At 67.8% G+C, this 14,343-nt stretch carries 18 protein-coding genes; 6 read left to right on the top strand and 12 right to left on the bottom strand.

Annotated features, from left to right (window positions below):
* Positions 1 to 3: 3 nt before the first annotated feature.
* Positions 4 to 384, bottom strand: a complete 381-nt coding sequence (locus C8C93_RS17565) for a tautomerase family protein (protein WP_121507753.1) — start codon at positions 382 to 384, stop codon at positions 4 to 6.
* Positions 385 to 471: 87 nt separating this feature from the next.
* Between C8C93_RS17565 and C8C93_RS17560 the strand changes: the two genes are divergently transcribed.
* Positions 472 to 1,353, top strand: coding sequence for a LysR family transcriptional regulator (locus C8C93_RS17560; protein ID WP_121507752.1), 882 nt, complete (start codon positions 472 to 474; stop codon positions 1,351 to 1,353).
* Positions 1,354 to 1,366: 13 nt separating this feature from the next.
* Here the strand turns inward: C8C93_RS17560 and C8C93_RS17555 are convergent, their stop codons facing one another.
* On the bottom strand, positions 1,367 to 1,924 hold the full coding sequence (locus tag C8C93_RS17555) for a DUF922 domain-containing Zn-dependent protease (RefSeq protein ID WP_233559601.1): 558 nt from the start codon (positions 1,922 to 1,924) through the stop codon (positions 1,367 to 1,369).
* A 35-nt stretch (positions 1,925 to 1,959) separates the two neighbouring features.
* Complete coding sequence (locus C8C93_RS17550; protein ID WP_121507750.1) at positions 1,960 to 3,594, bottom strand: wax ester/triacylglycerol synthase family O-acyltransferase; 1,635 nt, start codon at positions 3,592 to 3,594, stop codon at positions 1,960 to 1,962.
* A gap of 149 nt (positions 3,595 to 3,743) precedes the next feature.
* Here C8C93_RS17550 and C8C93_RS17545 point away from each other — a divergent pair, with 149 nt between their 5' ends.
* Complete coding sequence (locus C8C93_RS17545) at positions 3,744 to 3,998, top strand: acyl-CoA-binding protein (protein ID WP_055397012.1); 255 nt, start codon at positions 3,744 to 3,746, stop codon at positions 3,996 to 3,998.
* A gap of 62 nt (positions 3,999 to 4,060) precedes the next feature.
* Here C8C93_RS17545 and C8C93_RS17540 read toward each other — a convergent pair whose 3' ends face one another.
* A complete protein-coding gene (locus tag C8C93_RS17540; RefSeq protein ID WP_121507749.1) occupies positions 4,061 to 4,981 on the bottom strand; it encodes a hydroxymethylglutaryl-CoA lyase in 921 nt (306 codons plus the stop codon).
* A gap of 209 nt (positions 4,982 to 5,190) precedes the next feature.
* On the opposite strand from C8C93_RS17540, the gene C8C93_RS17535 reads away from it, so the two are divergent.
* Positions 5,191 to 6,252, top strand: a complete 1,062-nt coding sequence (locus tag C8C93_RS17535) for an ornithine cyclodeaminase (RefSeq protein WP_121507748.1) — start codon at positions 5,191 to 5,193, stop codon at positions 6,250 to 6,252.
* 21 nt (positions 6,253 to 6,273) lie between these two features.
* Here C8C93_RS17535 and C8C93_RS17530 read toward each other — a convergent pair whose 3' ends face one another.
* Genes C8C93_RS17530 through C8C93_RS17520 form a run of 3 tightly spaced genes read right to left on the bottom strand, consistent with a single transcriptional unit; the run spans position 6,274 to position 8,559 of the window.
* On the bottom strand, positions 6,274 to 6,978 hold the full coding sequence (locus tag C8C93_RS17530) for a nitroreductase (RefSeq protein WP_121507747.1): 705 nt from the start codon (positions 6,976 to 6,978) through the stop codon (positions 6,274 to 6,276).
* 8 nt (positions 6,979 to 6,986) lie between these two features.
* Positions 6,987 to 7,394, bottom strand: coding sequence for a polyhydroxyalkanoic acid system family protein (locus C8C93_RS17525; RefSeq protein ID WP_121507746.1), 408 nt, complete (start codon positions 7,392 to 7,394; stop codon positions 6,987 to 6,989).
* Positions 7,387 to 8,559, bottom strand: coding sequence for an aminopeptidase (locus C8C93_RS17520; protein WP_121507745.1), 1,173 nt, complete (start codon positions 8,557 to 8,559; stop codon positions 7,387 to 7,389). Before C8C93_RS17520 ends, C8C93_RS17525 begins: the two co-directional genes overlap by 8 nt.
* Positions 8,560 to 8,640: 81 nt before the next feature.
* Here C8C93_RS17520 and C8C93_RS17515 point away from each other — a divergent pair, with 81 nt between their 5' ends.
* Positions 8,641 to 9,315 (top strand): DNA-3-methyladenine glycosylase I, encoded by a 675-nt coding sequence (locus C8C93_RS17515; protein ID WP_121508847.1) that lies wholly within the window; start codon positions 8,641 to 8,643, stop codon positions 9,313 to 9,315.
* Between the two features lie 4 nt (positions 9,316 to 9,319).
* Here the strand turns inward: C8C93_RS17515 and C8C93_RS17510 are convergent, their stop codons facing one another.
* Genes C8C93_RS17510 through phnF form a run of 5 tightly spaced genes read right to left on the bottom strand, consistent with a single transcriptional unit; the run spans position 9,320 to position 13,117 of the window.
* Complete coding sequence (locus C8C93_RS17510) at positions 9,320 to 10,519, bottom strand: MFS transporter (RefSeq protein ID WP_121507744.1); 1,200 nt, start codon at positions 10,517 to 10,519, stop codon at positions 9,320 to 9,322.
* Positions 10,520 to 10,558: 39 nt separating this feature from the next.
* A complete protein-coding gene (gene arsC, locus C8C93_RS17505) occupies positions 10,559 to 10,981 on the bottom strand; it encodes an arsenate reductase (glutaredoxin) (RefSeq protein WP_121507743.1) in 423 nt (140 codons plus the stop codon).
* Positions 10,982 to 11,017: 36 nt separating this feature from the next.
* On the bottom strand, positions 11,018 to 11,623 hold the full coding sequence (phnN, locus tag C8C93_RS17500; protein ID WP_121507742.1) for a phosphonate metabolism protein/1,5-bisphosphokinase (PRPP-forming) PhnN: 606 nt from the start codon (positions 11,621 to 11,623) through the stop codon (positions 11,018 to 11,020).
* A complete protein-coding gene (locus tag C8C93_RS17495; protein ID WP_121507741.1) occupies positions 11,620 to 12,348 on the bottom strand; it encodes a DUF1045 domain-containing protein in 729 nt (242 codons plus the stop codon). Before C8C93_RS17495 ends, phnN begins: the two co-directional genes overlap by 4 nt.
* Positions 12,335 to 13,117, bottom strand: a complete 783-nt coding sequence (gene phnF, locus C8C93_RS17490) for a phosphonate metabolism transcriptional regulator PhnF (RefSeq protein WP_121507740.1) — start codon at positions 13,115 to 13,117, stop codon at positions 12,335 to 12,337. The genes C8C93_RS17495 and phnF overlap by 14 nt, the downstream gene beginning before the upstream one ends.
* 75 nt (positions 13,118 to 13,192) lie before the next feature.
* Here phnF and phnG point away from each other — a divergent pair, with 75 nt between their 5' ends.
* Both phnG and phnH read left to right on the top strand, forming a co-directional pair.
* Positions 13,193 to 13,705, top strand: coding sequence for a phosphonate C-P lyase system protein PhnG (gene phnG / locus C8C93_RS17485; protein ID WP_121507739.1), 513 nt, complete (start codon positions 13,193 to 13,195; stop codon positions 13,703 to 13,705).
* Entirely contained in the window at positions 13,702 to 14,343 is a 642-nt protein-coding gene (phnH, locus tag C8C93_RS17480; protein WP_121507738.1) for a phosphonate C-P lyase system protein PhnH, read from the top strand. The genes phnG and phnH overlap by 4 nt, the downstream gene beginning before the upstream one ends.

Here is a 14,343-nt window from a genome sequence, read left to right as displayed (position 1 = left end):
ACCTCATGCGTACTGCGCCAGGCCGTGGCCGAAGGACCAGTTCTCCTTGTCCACCTCGACGATGTTGATGAACACGTCCTCGGGCCGGAGGCCCGGGCTCTCGCCCAGCAGCTGCGCGATGCGCGCAAACAGCGCCTTTTTCTGCTCCAGGCCGCGCGTGTTGTTGGCGGTGATCTGGATGAACACCACGACGTCGCTGCGGGCCACGCCCAGGTACGTGGGGCTGTAGCGGAAGTTGGCGGCGTCGTGCTCGGTGATGGTCATGAACTGGTCGTCCTCGGGCACGTTGAAGGTCTCGCGCAAGGCGCGGTACAGCGTGTCAAAGATCGCCTGCCGGTAGGCCGCAGGCTTGCCGCCGCGCATGGCAATGTGGATGAGGGGCATCGCAAGATCCTTTCTGAACAAGATGCTGGCGAAATCCTATCCATATGAATATGCTATGGATATCTATTTCAGAAATATCAAATTCAAATGGTTGAGCGATCCCTGGATCTGGATGCCGTCGAAGCCTTTGTGCGCATTGCCGAGCTGGGCAGCTTCACGCGCGCAGCTGAGGCCATGGGCACGGCGCAGGCCGCGATGAGCCTGAAGCTCAAGCGGCTGGAGGACCGGCTGGGCTGCCGCCTCATCGAGCGCACGCCGCGCCACGTGCAGTTGTCGGCCCGGGGCGCGGCATTTCTGGAGCATGCGCGTGAACTGCTGGTCGCGCACGACCGGGCGCTGGCCACGTTCGCTCAGGCCCGCCAGCGCCTGACCATCGGCATCAGCGACCATGTGGCCGGGCCGGAGCTGCCCGCGCTGATCGCCCGCATGAACCAGCAAGACCCACAGCTGCTCATCGAGATCCGCATCGGCTCGTCGGGCGACCTGCTGCAAAGCTACGACCGGCGTGAGCTGGATGCCGTGCTGGCCCGCATGCACGTGGGCCGCAGCGATGGCGAGCTGCTGGCCGAGGAGCCCTTCGGGTGGTTCGCCGCCCCCGGCTGGCAGCACCGTGCGGGCGAGCCCTTGCCCCTGGCCACGCTGGCCGAGCCCTGCGGTGTGCGGGCGATGGCGGGGCAGGCGCTGGACACTGCGGGCATCGCCTGGGCCGAGGTGTTTGTGGGTGGAGGCGTTGCGGCCGTGGCGGCGGCCGTGATGGCCGGGCTGGGCGTGGCGGCACTGGCGCCGCGCATGCTGCCGCTGGGGGCGGTGGATGTGGGTGCCCGCCTGGGGCTGCCTGAGCTGCCGCGTCTGCCGGTGTTGCTGCACACACGCAATCAGGAAGGTCGCCCGCGCGATGCGCTGGCAGCGTTGTCGGCGGCCTTTCGCAGCGCGGTGCGGGGAGAGCGCACACGCCTGTACGCTTGTTGATGGACCCGGCCTTTCACTCCAGCCTGGCGCCTTGCGATGCGCCGTGCCGCGTGCCGCGGTCGTACTGTTTTTCGCGCTCCGCGTGTTCGCGCAGCAGGCGGTGGCCCAGCGTGTTGGCCCGGCGCTCCAGCGCCGCGCAGTCGGGGGCAGCAGGCAGTGCGGCAATGCCCTCGTCAATGGCCTGCGCCGCATCGCGCCCGAACTGGACATGGCCCTGTTCGTGGCGGGACAAGGCGCTCAGGTACCGGTCGAAAACCGCCTGCTGGGCGGGCGTGCCACTGCGCAATTCGGGCAATTGCACTTCGGTGCGCAGCCGGGTGGTCACCTCGGTGATCGCGCAGCGGCCCGATGCCTCGCGCCACCAGCGAAAGGTCCAGCGCACGTTCCAGCGGGTGTAGCCATGAAAGCGCTGCCCATCGACGGCGATGGGCGTGGCGGCGTTCAGCGCTTGCCGCAGGGTCTCGCCGGGCAGGGCGCGCACGGGGTAGGGCTGCTGGATATGTTCTTCCGTGACGGCGGCATGGGCGACGCCCGCACAGACCAGGGCCGCCAGCACCCCGGCAAGGTCCACCAAGCGCGCCCTCAGCACCACCGAGGCTCCCCGGTTCACTCGCCCCAGGGCAGCATCAGCGTGAGTAGCGACAGCTGGTCAAACTCGGGCGCAAACGCGTCGATGATCTGCTGCGGCTCGGGGCAGAGCGTGGTGTCGGTGATCACGCCAAACTGCACACCGCCACCGTAGCTCAGGATGGAGACACCGAGGCCGATGTCGCCCGACTGCGGCACCCAAAACATGCACTGGGTGACGCGTGAGCCGCACAGTGTCAGCTGCTCCTTGGGTCCAGGCACATTGGTCATCACGGCAGTGGTCTTGCGGCCGAAAAGATTGAGCAGCGCGTCCTGCGCGGGCTTGATCATCAGCCCCGCCACGGCCAGCATGGCAAAGGCCAGGATGGGCTGGGTGCTGCCCTTGAGCGCGTTCATGCGCTTGCGCACCTCGTACACGCGCTCGACGGGGTTGGCCACGCCAATCGGCAGCACCAGCGGCACCAGCCCAAAGCGGTTGCCCAGCTTCCACGCCTCTTCCATGGGGCGCAGGTTGACCGGGATCATGGCGCGGATCTCCTGCCCCGTGGGGTCGTCGCCCTGGCTGCGCAGGTAGCCGCCGATGGCGCCCGCCACGCACGACAGCAGCACGTCGTTGATGGAGCAGTTGAGCGCCTTGCCGATGGCCTTGACTTCTTCCAGCGGGATGGGCGGGCACCAAGCCACACGTTTGGCGCTGCCAGGCTGGCCCTTCAGGCGCGTGGGGGAGTCGTCGGGCATCAGCGCCAGGGCAGCGGCATCGCTCACCAACTGGTAGGCCACGCGTGCCATGTCCATGGTGCCAGCCAGCCCATGGTGCATGGTCTTCTCGGGGTCGCTCAGCATCTTGAACGACTTGGCTGCGCCGTCACCGGCCAGATCCAGCGCCTTCACCGTCATGTCGGTAAAGGGCTTGATGAGCGCGTCCGCAATCCAGTCCTCGGCCGTGGCGGCCTGCTCGCGCTCTTTGCGGGTGCGCTTGGGCGGTTCGGCGCCGCCGTCCACGATGGACATGGTCACCGAGATCAGCGCAATGCCGTCCGCAATGCAGTGGTGGATGCGCACGATGAGCGCGCTGCCGGGCTGTCCGTCGTCACCCACAAAATCTTCGATCAGGTGCATTTGCCACAGCGGCCGCCGGGTATCGAGCGGCTGCATGGCGAGTTCGCCCACACGGTCCTGTAGCGCGCGCTGCATGCTGTGGCCTTTTTGGTGGGGCAGCTTCTCGCGCAGCACATGCGCGGCGATGTCGAAGTTGCGGTCCTCCACCCAGGTGGCGCCCGCCGCGTCTTCCACCACACGCTGGCGAAAGCGCGGGTACTGCAGCAGGCGCTGCTGAACGCGATCGCAAAGGGCGTCCCAGGTGATGCCGGGCGACAGGGTCCATACCCCGTTGATCATCATCAGGTTGCTGTGCGAATCCATGCGCAGCCAGGCGGTGTCTACCTTGGTCATGCGTTCGCCTGACAGGCCCAGCATGCCAGTGGCTGCGCGGCGCACGTTCTTCTGTACCACGGTGGCAGCTTTTCGGGCGGCTGGGGGCAGGGCCTGTGCTGCCTTGCGCGCCACCTCGGGGGCCTGGTTGCGCATCGTGCGCAGGGGGCTGGAGCCTTTGCCCGGAGTGGCTTTGCTGGGGGCTGGAATGCGGGTCACCATCGGATGTACACCTGTTGTTTGATTTTTGGGGACTTGCCTCTATGGATTGAGCGGTCCCAGACTGTGCTCAGCCCGTAAGATACAACGCAGCAAACCCTTGCCGACACCGTTCTTTCCCTCCCCCCAAAGATCTCAAGGAGCACACCGACATGGCCGACCTCAACGCCACCTTCGAAGCCGCCGTGGCCAATTCCAAGAACCTGAGCGAGCGTCCCGACAACGCCACGCTGCTCAAGATCTACGCGCTGTACAAGCAAGCCACCGCCGGCGACAACACCGAGAAGAAGCCCAGCTTCTCCGACATGGTGGGCCGTGCCAAGTGGGACGCCTGGGAAAAGCTCAAGGGCACGGGTGCCGACGAGGCCAAGCAACAGTATGTGGACCTGATCACCTCGCTGAGCTGATACGGCGATACTCCAAAGAAAAAGGCGACTTCGGTCGCCTTTTGCTTTGGGGCCAAAGGTGCCTAACGCTGGACCCACCCCTTGGGCAGTCCCGCTTCCGGCGTCATGCCGTAGACCGGCTCGCCCGGCAGCCCCGCCTGCAGCGGCGCGCGTGCGGCCATCAGGCGCTCCAGGTCTACCCCCGTGGCAATGCCCATGGCTTCGAACATGAACACCAGGTCTTCCGTCACCACGTTGCCCGACGCGCCCGGCGCATAGGGGCAGCCGCCCAGGCCGCCCAGTGACGCATCAAACGTGCGCACGCCGACGTCGTAGGCCGCCAGGCAATTGGCCAGGCCCAGGCCGCGGGTGTTGTGCATGTGAGCCGCCCCGGCCTTTGCGCCCAGCTCGGCGCGCAGGCGCGTGAAGAGGCGGCGCACCTGGGCCGGGTTCGCCATGCCGGTGGTGTCCGACAGGCCCACCTCGTCGGCCCCGGCCTCAGCGCACAGGCTCGCGAGCCAGATCACGTCGTCCTCGGGCACCTCGCCCTGCAGGGTGCAACCAAAGGCGGTGGACAACCCCACCTCTACCAGCATGCCGGGGGCCTGCGCGTCGCGCAGGTGGGCCACGGCGCGCACTTCCTCGACCATGGCCTCGCGCGTCTTGCGCACATTGGCCAGCGAATGGGCGGCGCTGGCCGACACCGGCAGCGTGACCTTGTGCACACCTGCCGCGAGGGCCGCCTCGGCGCCGCGCAGGTTGGGGGCCAGCGCCATCACAGTGATGCCAGGGTGGGTCAGCGCGTGGCGCACCACCTCGGCCACATCGGCCATCTGGGGCAGCAGGCGGGCAGGCACGAACGAGCCCACTTCAATCTCGCGCAGCCCGGCGGCCACCAGGGCGTCGATCCAGCGCAGCTTGTCGGCCGTGGGCATGGTGGCTTTGACGGACTGCAGGCCATCGCGCGGGCCGACTTCGCTGATGAGGACTTGGGGTTGCGTCATGGTGCGGAATGTTGTCGGACGTGCGTGGAATGTGCCGGATGCGGGAGGATAGCGCCCCATGCTCCCATGGCGCGGGGCCGACGATTGTGCAAAGTGGCAATTTGTTCTGCCATACCGGCAAACCACTCCACAACATGCGGCAGTTTGGGCAATTCCCATTGCTGCGTTGCTCCGGGACACTGCTTGTATCCCACCCGGAGACAAGCACCATGCCTTCCAAGAACCACTTTTCCACCCTCTACCTCAGTGCGCCCGATGTCATCGAGTTGGTGCAGCGCAAAGGCGTCGAGGCCTGCCTGCGCGGCATTGCCGACTACATCCAGTCCGACTTTCTGCGCTGGGGCGCGTTCGACAAATCCGCACGTGTGGCCAGCCATTCGCGCGACGGCGTGATCGAACTCATGCCGATTGCCGACGATCAGACCTATGCGTTCAAGTACGTCAACGGCCATCCCAAGAACACGCGCTGGGGCTTGCCGACGGTGATGGCGTTTGGCGTGCTGGCCGATGTAGCCACCGGCGTGCCGCTGCTGCTGAGCGAACTCACCCTCACCACCGCCCTGCGCACCGCCGCCATGTCGGCCGTGGCCGCCCGCGCCCTGGCGCGGCCTGGCAGCCGCACAATGGCGCTGATCGGTAACGGCGCCCAAAGCGAGTTCCAGGCGCTGGCCTTCCACCACCTGCTGGGCGTCACCACGCTGCGGCTGTTTGACACGGACCCGGCCGCCACCGCCAAGCTGCAGGCCAACCTGCAAGGCACGGGCCTGCGCACCGTGGTCTGCACCAGCACGGCCGAGGCCGTGCGTGGCGCCGATATCGTGACCACGGTGACGGCCGACAAGACCAATGCCACCATCCTCACGCCCGGCATGCTGGCGCCCGGCATGCACATCAACGCTGTGGGCGGCGACTGCCCCGGCAAGACCGAGCTGCATGCCGACGTGTTGCGCCAAGCCCAGGTGTTTGTGGAATACACCCCGCAGACACGCATCGAAGGCGACATCCAGCAGTTGCCTGCCGACTTTGTGGTGACCGAGCTGTGGGAAGTGCTGGCAGGTCAGCACACCGGCCGGGCCAGCGATGCGGCGGTGACGGTGTTCGACTCCGTGGGTTTTGCGCTGGAGGACTTTTCTGCACTGCGATTCTTGCGCGATGCGGCCACCGAGCTGGGCATGGGCCAACCCATCGAACTCATCCCCCAGCTGTCAGACCCCAAGAACCTGTTTGGGCTGCTGCGCACGCACAACCCCCTGCTGCGCGCTGTGGCCTGACGCCCGCCCGGTCACGCCCTCTCAGTCTCGCCACACCACACTGCTGGCCGGATCGGCGCGTGTGGTGCGGAAATGGTTGGCCGGGTGGGCGGTGTCTGCCATGCCAAACGAGATGCCGCAGACGATGCTGCGGTCCTCTCCAATGCCCAGCACCTCGCGCAGCACGCCGGGGTAGGACGCGAGCGCGGCCTGTGCAATGGAGCCCACGCCCAGGCTGTGCGCGGCCAGCATGAAGTTGCTCACATACGCGCCACAATCCACCGCACCATAGACGCCCAGTGCCTCATCGCTGCTGATGATGGCCACATGCGGTGCACCAAACATGGTGAAGTTCTGCGCCGCCTGACGGGCCGAGGCTTCGCGGTCGCCCTTGGCAATGCCCAGGGCTTCGTACAGGCCCCAGCCACATTCGCGCCGCCGCTCCTGGTACACGCCCCGGTATTCGCGCGGCCAGGGCAGGTCGGGCGCAGGGGCTGCGTTGGCCATGTGCGATTGCAGCGCGACGCGCAGGCGCTCCAGCGTGGCGCCACTGGCAATGGTGAGCTGCCAGGGCTGCGCGTTGCACCACGAGGCCGTGCGTTGCGCGGTGGCCAGGATGGCTTCGATGGTGGTGCGCGGCAGCGGCTTGGGCAAAAAGGCGCGGCAGCTGTAGCGGGTGTGGAGCAGCGTGGAGAGGGTGTCAAACGCCGGGCTGTGGGCGGCGGTCTCGCTCGCGGTGGATGTCATGGCGGTGGCTAGGCCTTCTTGGTCTTGGCGGCAGGCTTGGCCGCTGCCTTGGGGGCAGGCTTGTCAGCCTCCGCGTCTGCTGCATGTTTCTTCTTGTCTGCAGCGGGCTTCTTGGCGCCGGGGTGGGGCGCGTTGAGCAGGGCATCCAGCTGCTCGCCAATTTCGGCCTCGATGCGGTCCTTGAACGCGCCGAACAGAAAGCCGAGCTGTGCCTTCATCTCGAACTGGTGCGCATCCACCAGCAGCGTGCCCTTGACGCCCGAGCGGGTGAAGGTGAGCAGGTCTTCCTTGTCCCCTTCTTCGTAGGTGCATTCCATGTCGAATTTTTCTTCGGCCTTTTCGGCCCAGGAGAAGGCGACCTTGCGGGCTTCCTTGAAGCCCAGGTGGTGTTCGCGGTGGATATGAATGTCAGGCACCGGCTGTCTCCTTGAGGTGTTGGGGGTCAGGTAAAAGGGCGCGCAGTGTGTCGTGCCGCTCGGGCAGGGGCTGCTGCGTCAGTTGTCGTACGGCATCATAAAACCGGGGCCAGTTGCGCCCCTCGCGTTCAAACAAGGCCTCGAACGCGGGCACCAGTTCGTCGTAGGCGGCCTGGGCGGCAAAACTGGCGTTGTTGGCTTGGGCCACCCAGCGGTCGTAGCCTGCCACCTGGGCAGTGGTGGCCCGGGGGGGCGTCCCGCCGGGCGCGTCCAGCCAGCGTGCGCGCAGTGCGGCATAGTCGTCTCGGAAAGCCTTCATTGCTTCCGTTTTCATAGCATTCAGCGCATGATCCTCTAGCGCTTGAAGCTCCTTTTGCTCATAAATGGCCGCCAGGCGGGTGCGCGTGGCCCGGGTGAGCATGCGGAAGGCGCTGCGCCGCGCTTCGCTGGTGGCGTAGGCCTCGCGCGCGGCGGGGGGGGACTGCGTGGCCAGCCACCGCGCCACGCCAATGCGTTCCACCGCCGTGGCAAAGGACTCGTTGAACAAGGTGTCGTTCTTGGCATAGACCACCTGGTGCGCCAGCTCGTGGAACAGCAGGCGCACAAAGTCACCCTCGGGCCAGGCGATGAAGGTGGACAGCAGCGGGTCGCCGCCCGCCCAGTTCATGTAGCCCAGCGTGGAGTAGGCGGGCACGCCGTACACCTCCACCTCCAGGCCCTGCGCTGCCAGTTCGGCGGCCTCGGCCTGTGCCGCAGCCTCGGTGAAATAGCCCCGGTAGCCGATGCAGCCCGTGACCGGAAAGCACCAGGTGTGCAGCGTCAGCGAATAGGGCGGCGCGGCGACCACATTCCACACGGCGGCGGGGCGCTTCAGGTCGGCATAGCGGCGGTAGCTGGCGTTGTCGGGCAGGCCGAGTTCCGCCACCGCAAAAGCCCGCGCACGTTGCGCCAGCTGCAGCCGCTCGCGCAGGGCGGGCGAGATGTCCTTGCGCGCCACCCATTCGTCAATCGGTTCTGCGGCATGCATGATCTGCATGTGCCCGCGCAGCGATTGCCAGTAGTAGCCCAGCGCGTTGGAGGGACCGGTGGTGCTGGCGCAGCCGGCCAGCACCAGGCAAAACATCAGGCTGAAAGTGGCCCGCAGGCGAGAAAGTGGCTGGCGCATGGGGGCAGTTTATGGGCAGATCGAACCCTTTGCGCTCGCCCTGTCAGCAGCCTGGCTGTTGCGCTTTCTAGAATGCCGCGCATGACCCCTTTGACCGCTCCCGATCCTGCTCGCCCACCTGCGCTGGCCGACGGCCTGTTCGCCGACGAGGCCGGTTGCCCGCGCTGCACCTGGTGCCAGGCCACGCCGCTGTACCGCCACTACCACGACACCGAGTGGGGCTTTCCGGTGGCCGACGACCGCAGGCTGTTCGAGAAGATCTGCCTGGAGGGTTTTCAATCGGGCCTGAGCTGGCTCACCATCCTCAACAAGCGCGAGGGTTTTCGCGCCGCGTTCGCGAACTTCGACGCCGAGCAGGTCGCGGCCTTCGGCCCCGCCGAAGTCGAGCGCCTGGTGCAGGATGCGGCCATCGTGCGCCACCGGGGCAAGATCGAGTCCACCATCAACAACGCGCGCCGCGTGCTGGAGCTTAAGCGCGAATTCGGATCGCTGGCGCACTACGCCTGGCGCTACGAGCCGGCCGCTGCCGACCGGCCCGAGCGGCTCACGCGCGAAGTGGCGCGCACGCTGTCCACTTCGCCCGCATCCATTGCCATGTCCAAGGACCTGAAAAAGCGCGGCTGGAGCTTTGTGGGACCCACCACGGTGTACGCCTTCATGCAGGCGATGGGTCTGGTCAACGACCACCTGGAAGGCTGCCACTCGCGCCCCGCAGCGCTCGCGGCGCGGAAGGCGTTTGTGGTGCCGCGCGGTTGATCGTTCAGACCCGCGCCACGGGACGCAGCAGCCACAGCGCTCCCAACGCGGCCAGGCCCAGCAGTGTGGTGAGCCACAGGGCCGCTGCCCCGGCGCGGTCCAGCAGCATGCCAAACAGCACCGGTGCAAACGCCTGCGCCACACGGGCGGGCACCATCATCAGGCCCTGGCGCGCGCCGTAGCCTGCTGGCCCAAACAGCACCAGTGGCAGCGTGCCCTTGGCAATGGTCAGTATCCCGTTACCTGCCCCGTGCAGCACGGTGAACACCGCCGCCGCAGGCCCGCCCAGCACCATCAGCAGGCCCGCGCCCACAGGGTGTGCGGCGGCTGCCAGCTGGGCCGATAGCAGCGGGTGCAGGCGGCGCAGAAAACCAAACTCCAGCAGGCGTGCCGCCACCTGCGCAGGGCCCACCAGTGCCGCCAGGGCCACTGCCGCCTGCAGCGACGTACCGCTGGCCTGCAGCAAGCGCGGCAGGTGGGCTGCCATGGCGGTGCTGGTGAACCACGTGACCGCAAACACGAAGGACAGCAGCACGGTGGTGCGCAGCGGGTGTGCTGGAGTGGGCGGGGCGGATACGGCCGGTTCTGTGGCGGGCGCTGCGATGACGTCCGTCGATGGTTCGGTAGCCTTTTCTGCAGCGTCGGCGCGCGGCAGCCAGCCATTGAGCGGCACGCCCACCAGCAAGTGCAATGCGGCCCAGCCCGCACACGCGCCGCGCCAGCCCCACTGCGTCTCCATCCAGGCCGACAGGGGCCAGCCCACGGTGCTGGCAAACCCCGCGATCAGCGTGATGCCGGTGATGGCGCCGCGTGCGCCCTGGCCGTACAGGCGCACCAGCGTGGCAAACGCGGCCTCGTACAGGCCCGAGCCCATGGCCACCCCCATCAGCACCCAGGCGGCAAACAGGCCCACGGGGCCTTGCGCCAGCGCCATGCCGACCAGACTGGCGGCAAACAACAGATTGGTGCCCACCAGCACCGGGCGGCCGCCATGGCGGTCGATGCCCCGGCCCGCGAAAGGCCCGAGCAGCGCCGACACGATGAGCGCCACCGAAAACGCGGCGAACACGGTGGGTGTGGTCACGCCCAGGTCGCGCGCCATGGGCGCGGCCAGCATGGCGGGCAGGTAGTAGGACGAGGCCCAGGCCAGGGTCTGGGCCGTGCCCAGGCGCGCCACGGTCCAGCGTTGCGAGGCGGCGCTCATGCCGTGCGGTGGGCTATCGAGGGGGCGCGCGAGGTTGCCTCAGACACGCTGGCCCTGCGCATTGATGACGACTTCGCCATCCTCCTTGGTGAAGGCACCTTGTTGCGGTGCGGGCAGGATGTCCAGCACCTTCTCGGACGGGCGGCACAGCCGCGTGCCCAGGGGCGTGACCACGATGGGACGATTGAGGAGGATGGGGTGCTGCAGCATGGCGTCGATGAGCTTGGCGTCGGTGACGCCCGGTGCGTCCAGCTGCAGCTCGGCGAAGATCGCCTCCTTGGTCCGCACAGCGTTGATCACCGGCTCGCCGGTCGCCGCAATCAGCGCCACCAGCGTGGCTCGGTCGGGCGGGGTCTTGAGGTACTCAATGACCTCGGGCTCCACGCCGCTGTTTCGGATCATGGCCAGCGTGTTGCGGGACGTGCCGCATTTGGGGTTGTGATAGACGGTGATGGCAGTCATGGTGGGTGCTGTGGATGGCTGACGGGATGGAAAGGGTTACGAATAGGCAGGTTGTTGGCGTGAAAGTTTGCCACTGTGCAGGGGCCAGCCCGGCAACTGCTCCAGCGCGTTCAGTAGTCGCTGGCCTGCATTGCCCAGCGCGTCGTCGTTGTGTACCTCTAGGCTGACAGTGCCTGGGGGCGGTGTGTAGGCCATGGCCCGTTGCACGCGGGCCTCCACCTGCTCAGGACTCTCGCGGCCCCGCGACAGTATTCGCTCGCGCAGCACCTGGGGGCTGGCGGTGATGTGCACCGCTACGAGGTCCGGGAAGCGCGCCAGGGCCTCAGGCAAGTAGGCGCGCGAGCCATTGAGCAGCACCCAGTGGCCTTGGGCCAGCGGCGCCAGTTGTGCATGCCGCACGCCGTAGCCCAGGCCGTTGGCTTCCCAGTGCAGGGCAAAGGCCAGTTCGTGGCGCAAAGCAACAAACGTTTCGGGCGAAACACTTTCATGGGCTTCGCCGCCCGGCATGGCGGAGCGGCTGATGGTGCGCTGCGCCCAGTGCACGGGGCATGGGGTGGGCAGGTGTGCCCGCAACCAGTCCAGCAGGCTGTCTTTGCCCGCGCCCGAGGGGCCCATGCAGTAGACCAGCCGGCCCGCGGTCATGCGCCCATCTCCAGGTGATCCAGCAGCACAAAGTCGGCGCCGGGTGTGGGCTCTGCGAACAAGGCCAGGCTGTTGAACTTCAGGATGGGAAGGTCCGAGAAGAACTCCTGCGCGGCCTCGAACACCAGCGCCTGCGTTTGCGCGCCCACCTGCGCCAGGCTGCCGGTGAGCGACATGTGGAATCGGAACTCGTCCAGCACAAACGGGTAGCCCCATTGCTGCAGCAGCGCGTCCTGCTGGGCAGTGAGCCCCGCCGCGCGGCGCCGGGCCAGGTCGGCGTCGGACAAGGGGGCGGCCAAAGGCTGCAGCGCCGTCACGCAGGTGGCGGCGGTCTCCTGGATCTGCGCATTGGCGGGGTGCAACGCCGGGGGCACCAGCGCCAGAAAGTCGTCGATGCGTTGCACCTGCAGGGGCGGAAGCACAAAGGGTTGCAGCCCGCGCGCCACGGACTGCACGGCCTGGTGCAGCGCGATCCAGTCGGTGCCGGGCGCCAGTGCAAACGGCGCCTTGAGCGTGGCGTGCCAGCCGTAGCGGCGGGGCGCTGCGGTCAGGCGGTGCAGGTCGTCCGCCGCCACGCCGTCGATGGCGAGCTGCTGCAGCGGCTGCAGCAGCGCGGCGCAGCGCCCCAGCCAGTGGCTGCCGGCCAGCCAGCCCAGGCTGCCCGGGTTGGGTGCGAAATAGACCGCATAGCGGTGGTGGGTGGGTGGCATGTCAGGCGTGTTCATCGTGGTCAATGGTCAGTTTTACGCGGTCGCCCGCAAACCAGGCGCGGGCCCATTCGATGGGCGTGCCTGCCAGGTCCACGTTCAGGCTCTCTACCTGCAGCACGGGGCGTGAGGTGGGCTGGCGCAACTGGGCGGCCACTTCGGCGCTGGGCAGCTCGGCGGTGATGCGGCTTTCGCGGCGCGTGTAGTCGGCCACGCCGTGGGCGGTGAAGCCTGCGGTGATGGAGCCCGTTTCGCGCACAACGGCCGCCAGGCTTTCGAAGCGGGGCAGGGGAAAGTAGCGCTCGCTGATGTGCAGGGGCTGGCCCTCGGCGTCGCCCCGCACGCTCAGCGCCAGCAGCGGGCTGCGCGCGGGCACCTGCAGCGCCTTGGCCAGCGCCGCCGTGGCGCGCGTGGTCTGGGCCTGCAGCACCACCAGGCTGCCGCGCAGACCGGCCTGTGCCAGGCCCTGCTGGTGGCGCGTGCGCTTGCCCAGCACCAGGTCCACCGCAAAGTCTTCCACATAGGTGCCGCTGCCCTGTGTGATGCGCACCAGCCCCTGGCTGCACAGGCTGGCGAGCGAGCGGCGAATGGTGTGGCGGTTCACGCCGAACTGCTCGGCCAGCGCGTGTTCCGAGGGCAGTCGCTGGCCTGGCGGATAGACGCCGCTGCCGATGGCCTCGGCCAACTCGGCGGCAATGCGCGTCCAGAAGCTGTCGCGCGCAGGGCGCAGTGGTGGTGCTTGCGGGACCTGCAACGGGGTCGTGAGAGAGGTGGTGCTGGCTGTCATGAAACCTACATGCGCGCTCTTTAAGCTGGCGCCAGTTGTTCAATTTGTCTATACAACTTTCAGGGTACCACTTCCATGTTTCAAGCCTTTGACAACCCGGGGCCGGGCCGCCCCCTGGGCCGTGCGCAGTGGATGGCGCTGCTGGCCCGGGCGCCGCTGGGGCTGCTCGAATCTGCCTTGCACGAGCATGCCACGCGCCCCGCGCGCTGGCTGCGTGCGCCAGAGACCGGCCTGATGATGGTGCAGGGCCGCGCTGGCGGAACGGGCGAGCGCTTCAACCTGGGTGAGGTCACTGTCACCCGCTGCGCGCTGCGCGTGGCCGACGCATCGGACGCCGCCGAGGCCACTGTGGGCGTGGCCTACGTGCTGGGCCGATCGCGCCGCCAGGTGCAGCTGGCGGCCTTGGCCGATGCGCTGCTGCAAGACCCTGTTCAGCAACCGGTGCTGGACGCACAACTGCTCGAACCCATCCGCAACCACCTGCGCAACACCCAGGCCGAGCGCCAGGTCCGTGCCGCCAGCACCAAGGTGGACTTCTTCACCGTGGCGCGCGAGAGCGGTTCTGACAACGATGAGGACACCGAATGAACACGACCCCCTTGGCATCGCTGGGTGCCGGATTCTCGAACGAAGCCTTCGGTAGCCAGGCGGTGTTCCGCGCGGTGCTGCAGGCGCTTTCGCACCCCGGTCGCACGGTGGCCGTGGAACACGACGCGCAGACGCCCGTCGTGGGGCATGCCGCATCGGCGGCCGTGCTGCTGGCGCTGCTCGACAGTGACTGCACGCTGTGGCTTTCGCCGCGCCTGGCCGCCAGCGACGCGGGTGCGTGGCTGCGCTTTCACACGGGCTGCTCCTTGGTGAGCGAGGCCGCTCAGGCTCGCTTTGTGTGGGTGGCGCAAGGCGACGTGGTACCGCCCCTCGACAGTCTCGCGCTGGGGTCCGACATCTACCCCGACCAGTCCGCGACCTGCGTGGTCGATGTCCTGCGCGCTACGGCCACCACGACAGATTCCGAAGGTGCTTGGCACTTGCGCGGCCCCGGCATCCAGGAGGTGGCTGCTTTGCAGGTCGAGGGCCTGCCCGACGACTTCGAGGCCCGGTGGGCCGCCAACCACGCGGTGTTTCCGCGCGGCGTGGACCTGGTGCTGGCCACGGCAGGCCACATCGTGGGCCTGCCCCGCACCACGCGGGCGGCGCGCGTTACCCCAGCCCTTCAGGAGGCCTGA

Origin of the sequence: Acidovorax sp. 93, assembly GCF_003633835.1 — a bacterium.
Lineage (GTDB): Bacteria > Pseudomonadota > Gammaproteobacteria > Burkholderiales > Burkholderiaceae_C > Acidovorax > Acidovorax facilis.
The sequence above is the reverse complement of the archived record's forward strand: the minus strand, read 5'-3'. Positions and strand labels throughout refer to the sequence as shown.

Excerpts from the sequence above, each read along its gene's own strand:
- C8C93_RS17565 (WP_121507753.1), bottom strand. The coding sequence starts at position 384 with ATGCCCCTCATCCACATTGCCATGCGCGGCGGCAAGCCTGCGGCCTAC.
- C8C93_RS17560 (WP_121507752.1), top strand. The coding sequence starts at position 472 with ATGGTTGAGCGATCCCTGGATCTGGATGCCGTCGAAGCCTTTGTGCGC.
- C8C93_RS17550 (WP_121507750.1), bottom strand. The coding sequence starts at position 3,594 with ATGGTGACCCGCATTCCAGCCCCCAGCAAAGCCACTCCGGGCAAAGGC.
- C8C93_RS17545 (WP_055397012.1), top strand. The coding sequence starts at position 3,744 with ATGGCCGACCTCAACGCCACCTTCGAAGCCGCCGTGGCCAATTCCAAG.
- C8C93_RS17540 (WP_121507749.1), bottom strand. The coding sequence starts at position 4,981 with ATGACGCAACCCCAAGTCCTCATCAGCGAAGTCGGCCCGCGCGATGGC.
- C8C93_RS17535 (WP_121507748.1), top strand. The coding sequence starts at position 5,191 with ATGCCTTCCAAGAACCACTTTTCCACCCTCTACCTCAGTGCGCCCGAT.
- C8C93_RS17530 (WP_121507747.1), bottom strand. The coding sequence starts at position 6,978 with ATGACATCCACCGCGAGCGAGACCGCCGCCCACAGCCCGGCGTTTGAC.
- C8C93_RS17520 (WP_121507745.1), bottom strand. The coding sequence starts at position 8,559 with ATGCGCCAGCCACTTTCTCGCCTGCGGGCCACTTTCAGCCTGATGTTT.
- C8C93_RS17515 (WP_121508847.1), top strand. The coding sequence starts at position 8,641 with ATGACCCCTTTGACCGCTCCCGATCCTGCTCGCCCACCTGCGCTGGCC.
- C8C93_RS17510 (WP_121507744.1), bottom strand. The coding sequence starts at position 10,519 with ATGAGCGCCGCCTCGCAACGCTGGACCGTGGCGCGCCTGGGCACGGCC.
- arsC (WP_121507743.1), bottom strand. The coding sequence starts at position 10,981 with ATGACTGCCATCACCGTCTATCACAACCCCAAATGCGGCACGTCCCGC.
- phnN (WP_121507742.1), bottom strand. The coding sequence starts at position 11,623 with ATGACCGCGGGCCGGCTGGTCTACTGCATGGGCCCCTCGGGCGCGGGC.
- C8C93_RS17495 (WP_121507741.1), bottom strand. The coding sequence starts at position 12,348 with ATGAACACGCCTGACATGCCACCCACCCACCACCGCTATGCGGTCTAT.
- phnF (WP_121507740.1), bottom strand. The coding sequence starts at position 13,117 with ATGACAGCCAGCACCACCTCTCTCACGACCCCGTTGCAGGTCCCGCAA.
- phnG (WP_121507739.1), top strand. The coding sequence starts at position 13,193 with ATGTTTCAAGCCTTTGACAACCCGGGGCCGGGCCGCCCCCTGGGCCGT.
- phnH (WP_121507738.1), top strand. The coding sequence starts at position 13,702 with ATGAACACGACCCCCTTGGCATCGCTGGGTGCCGGATTCTCGAACGAA.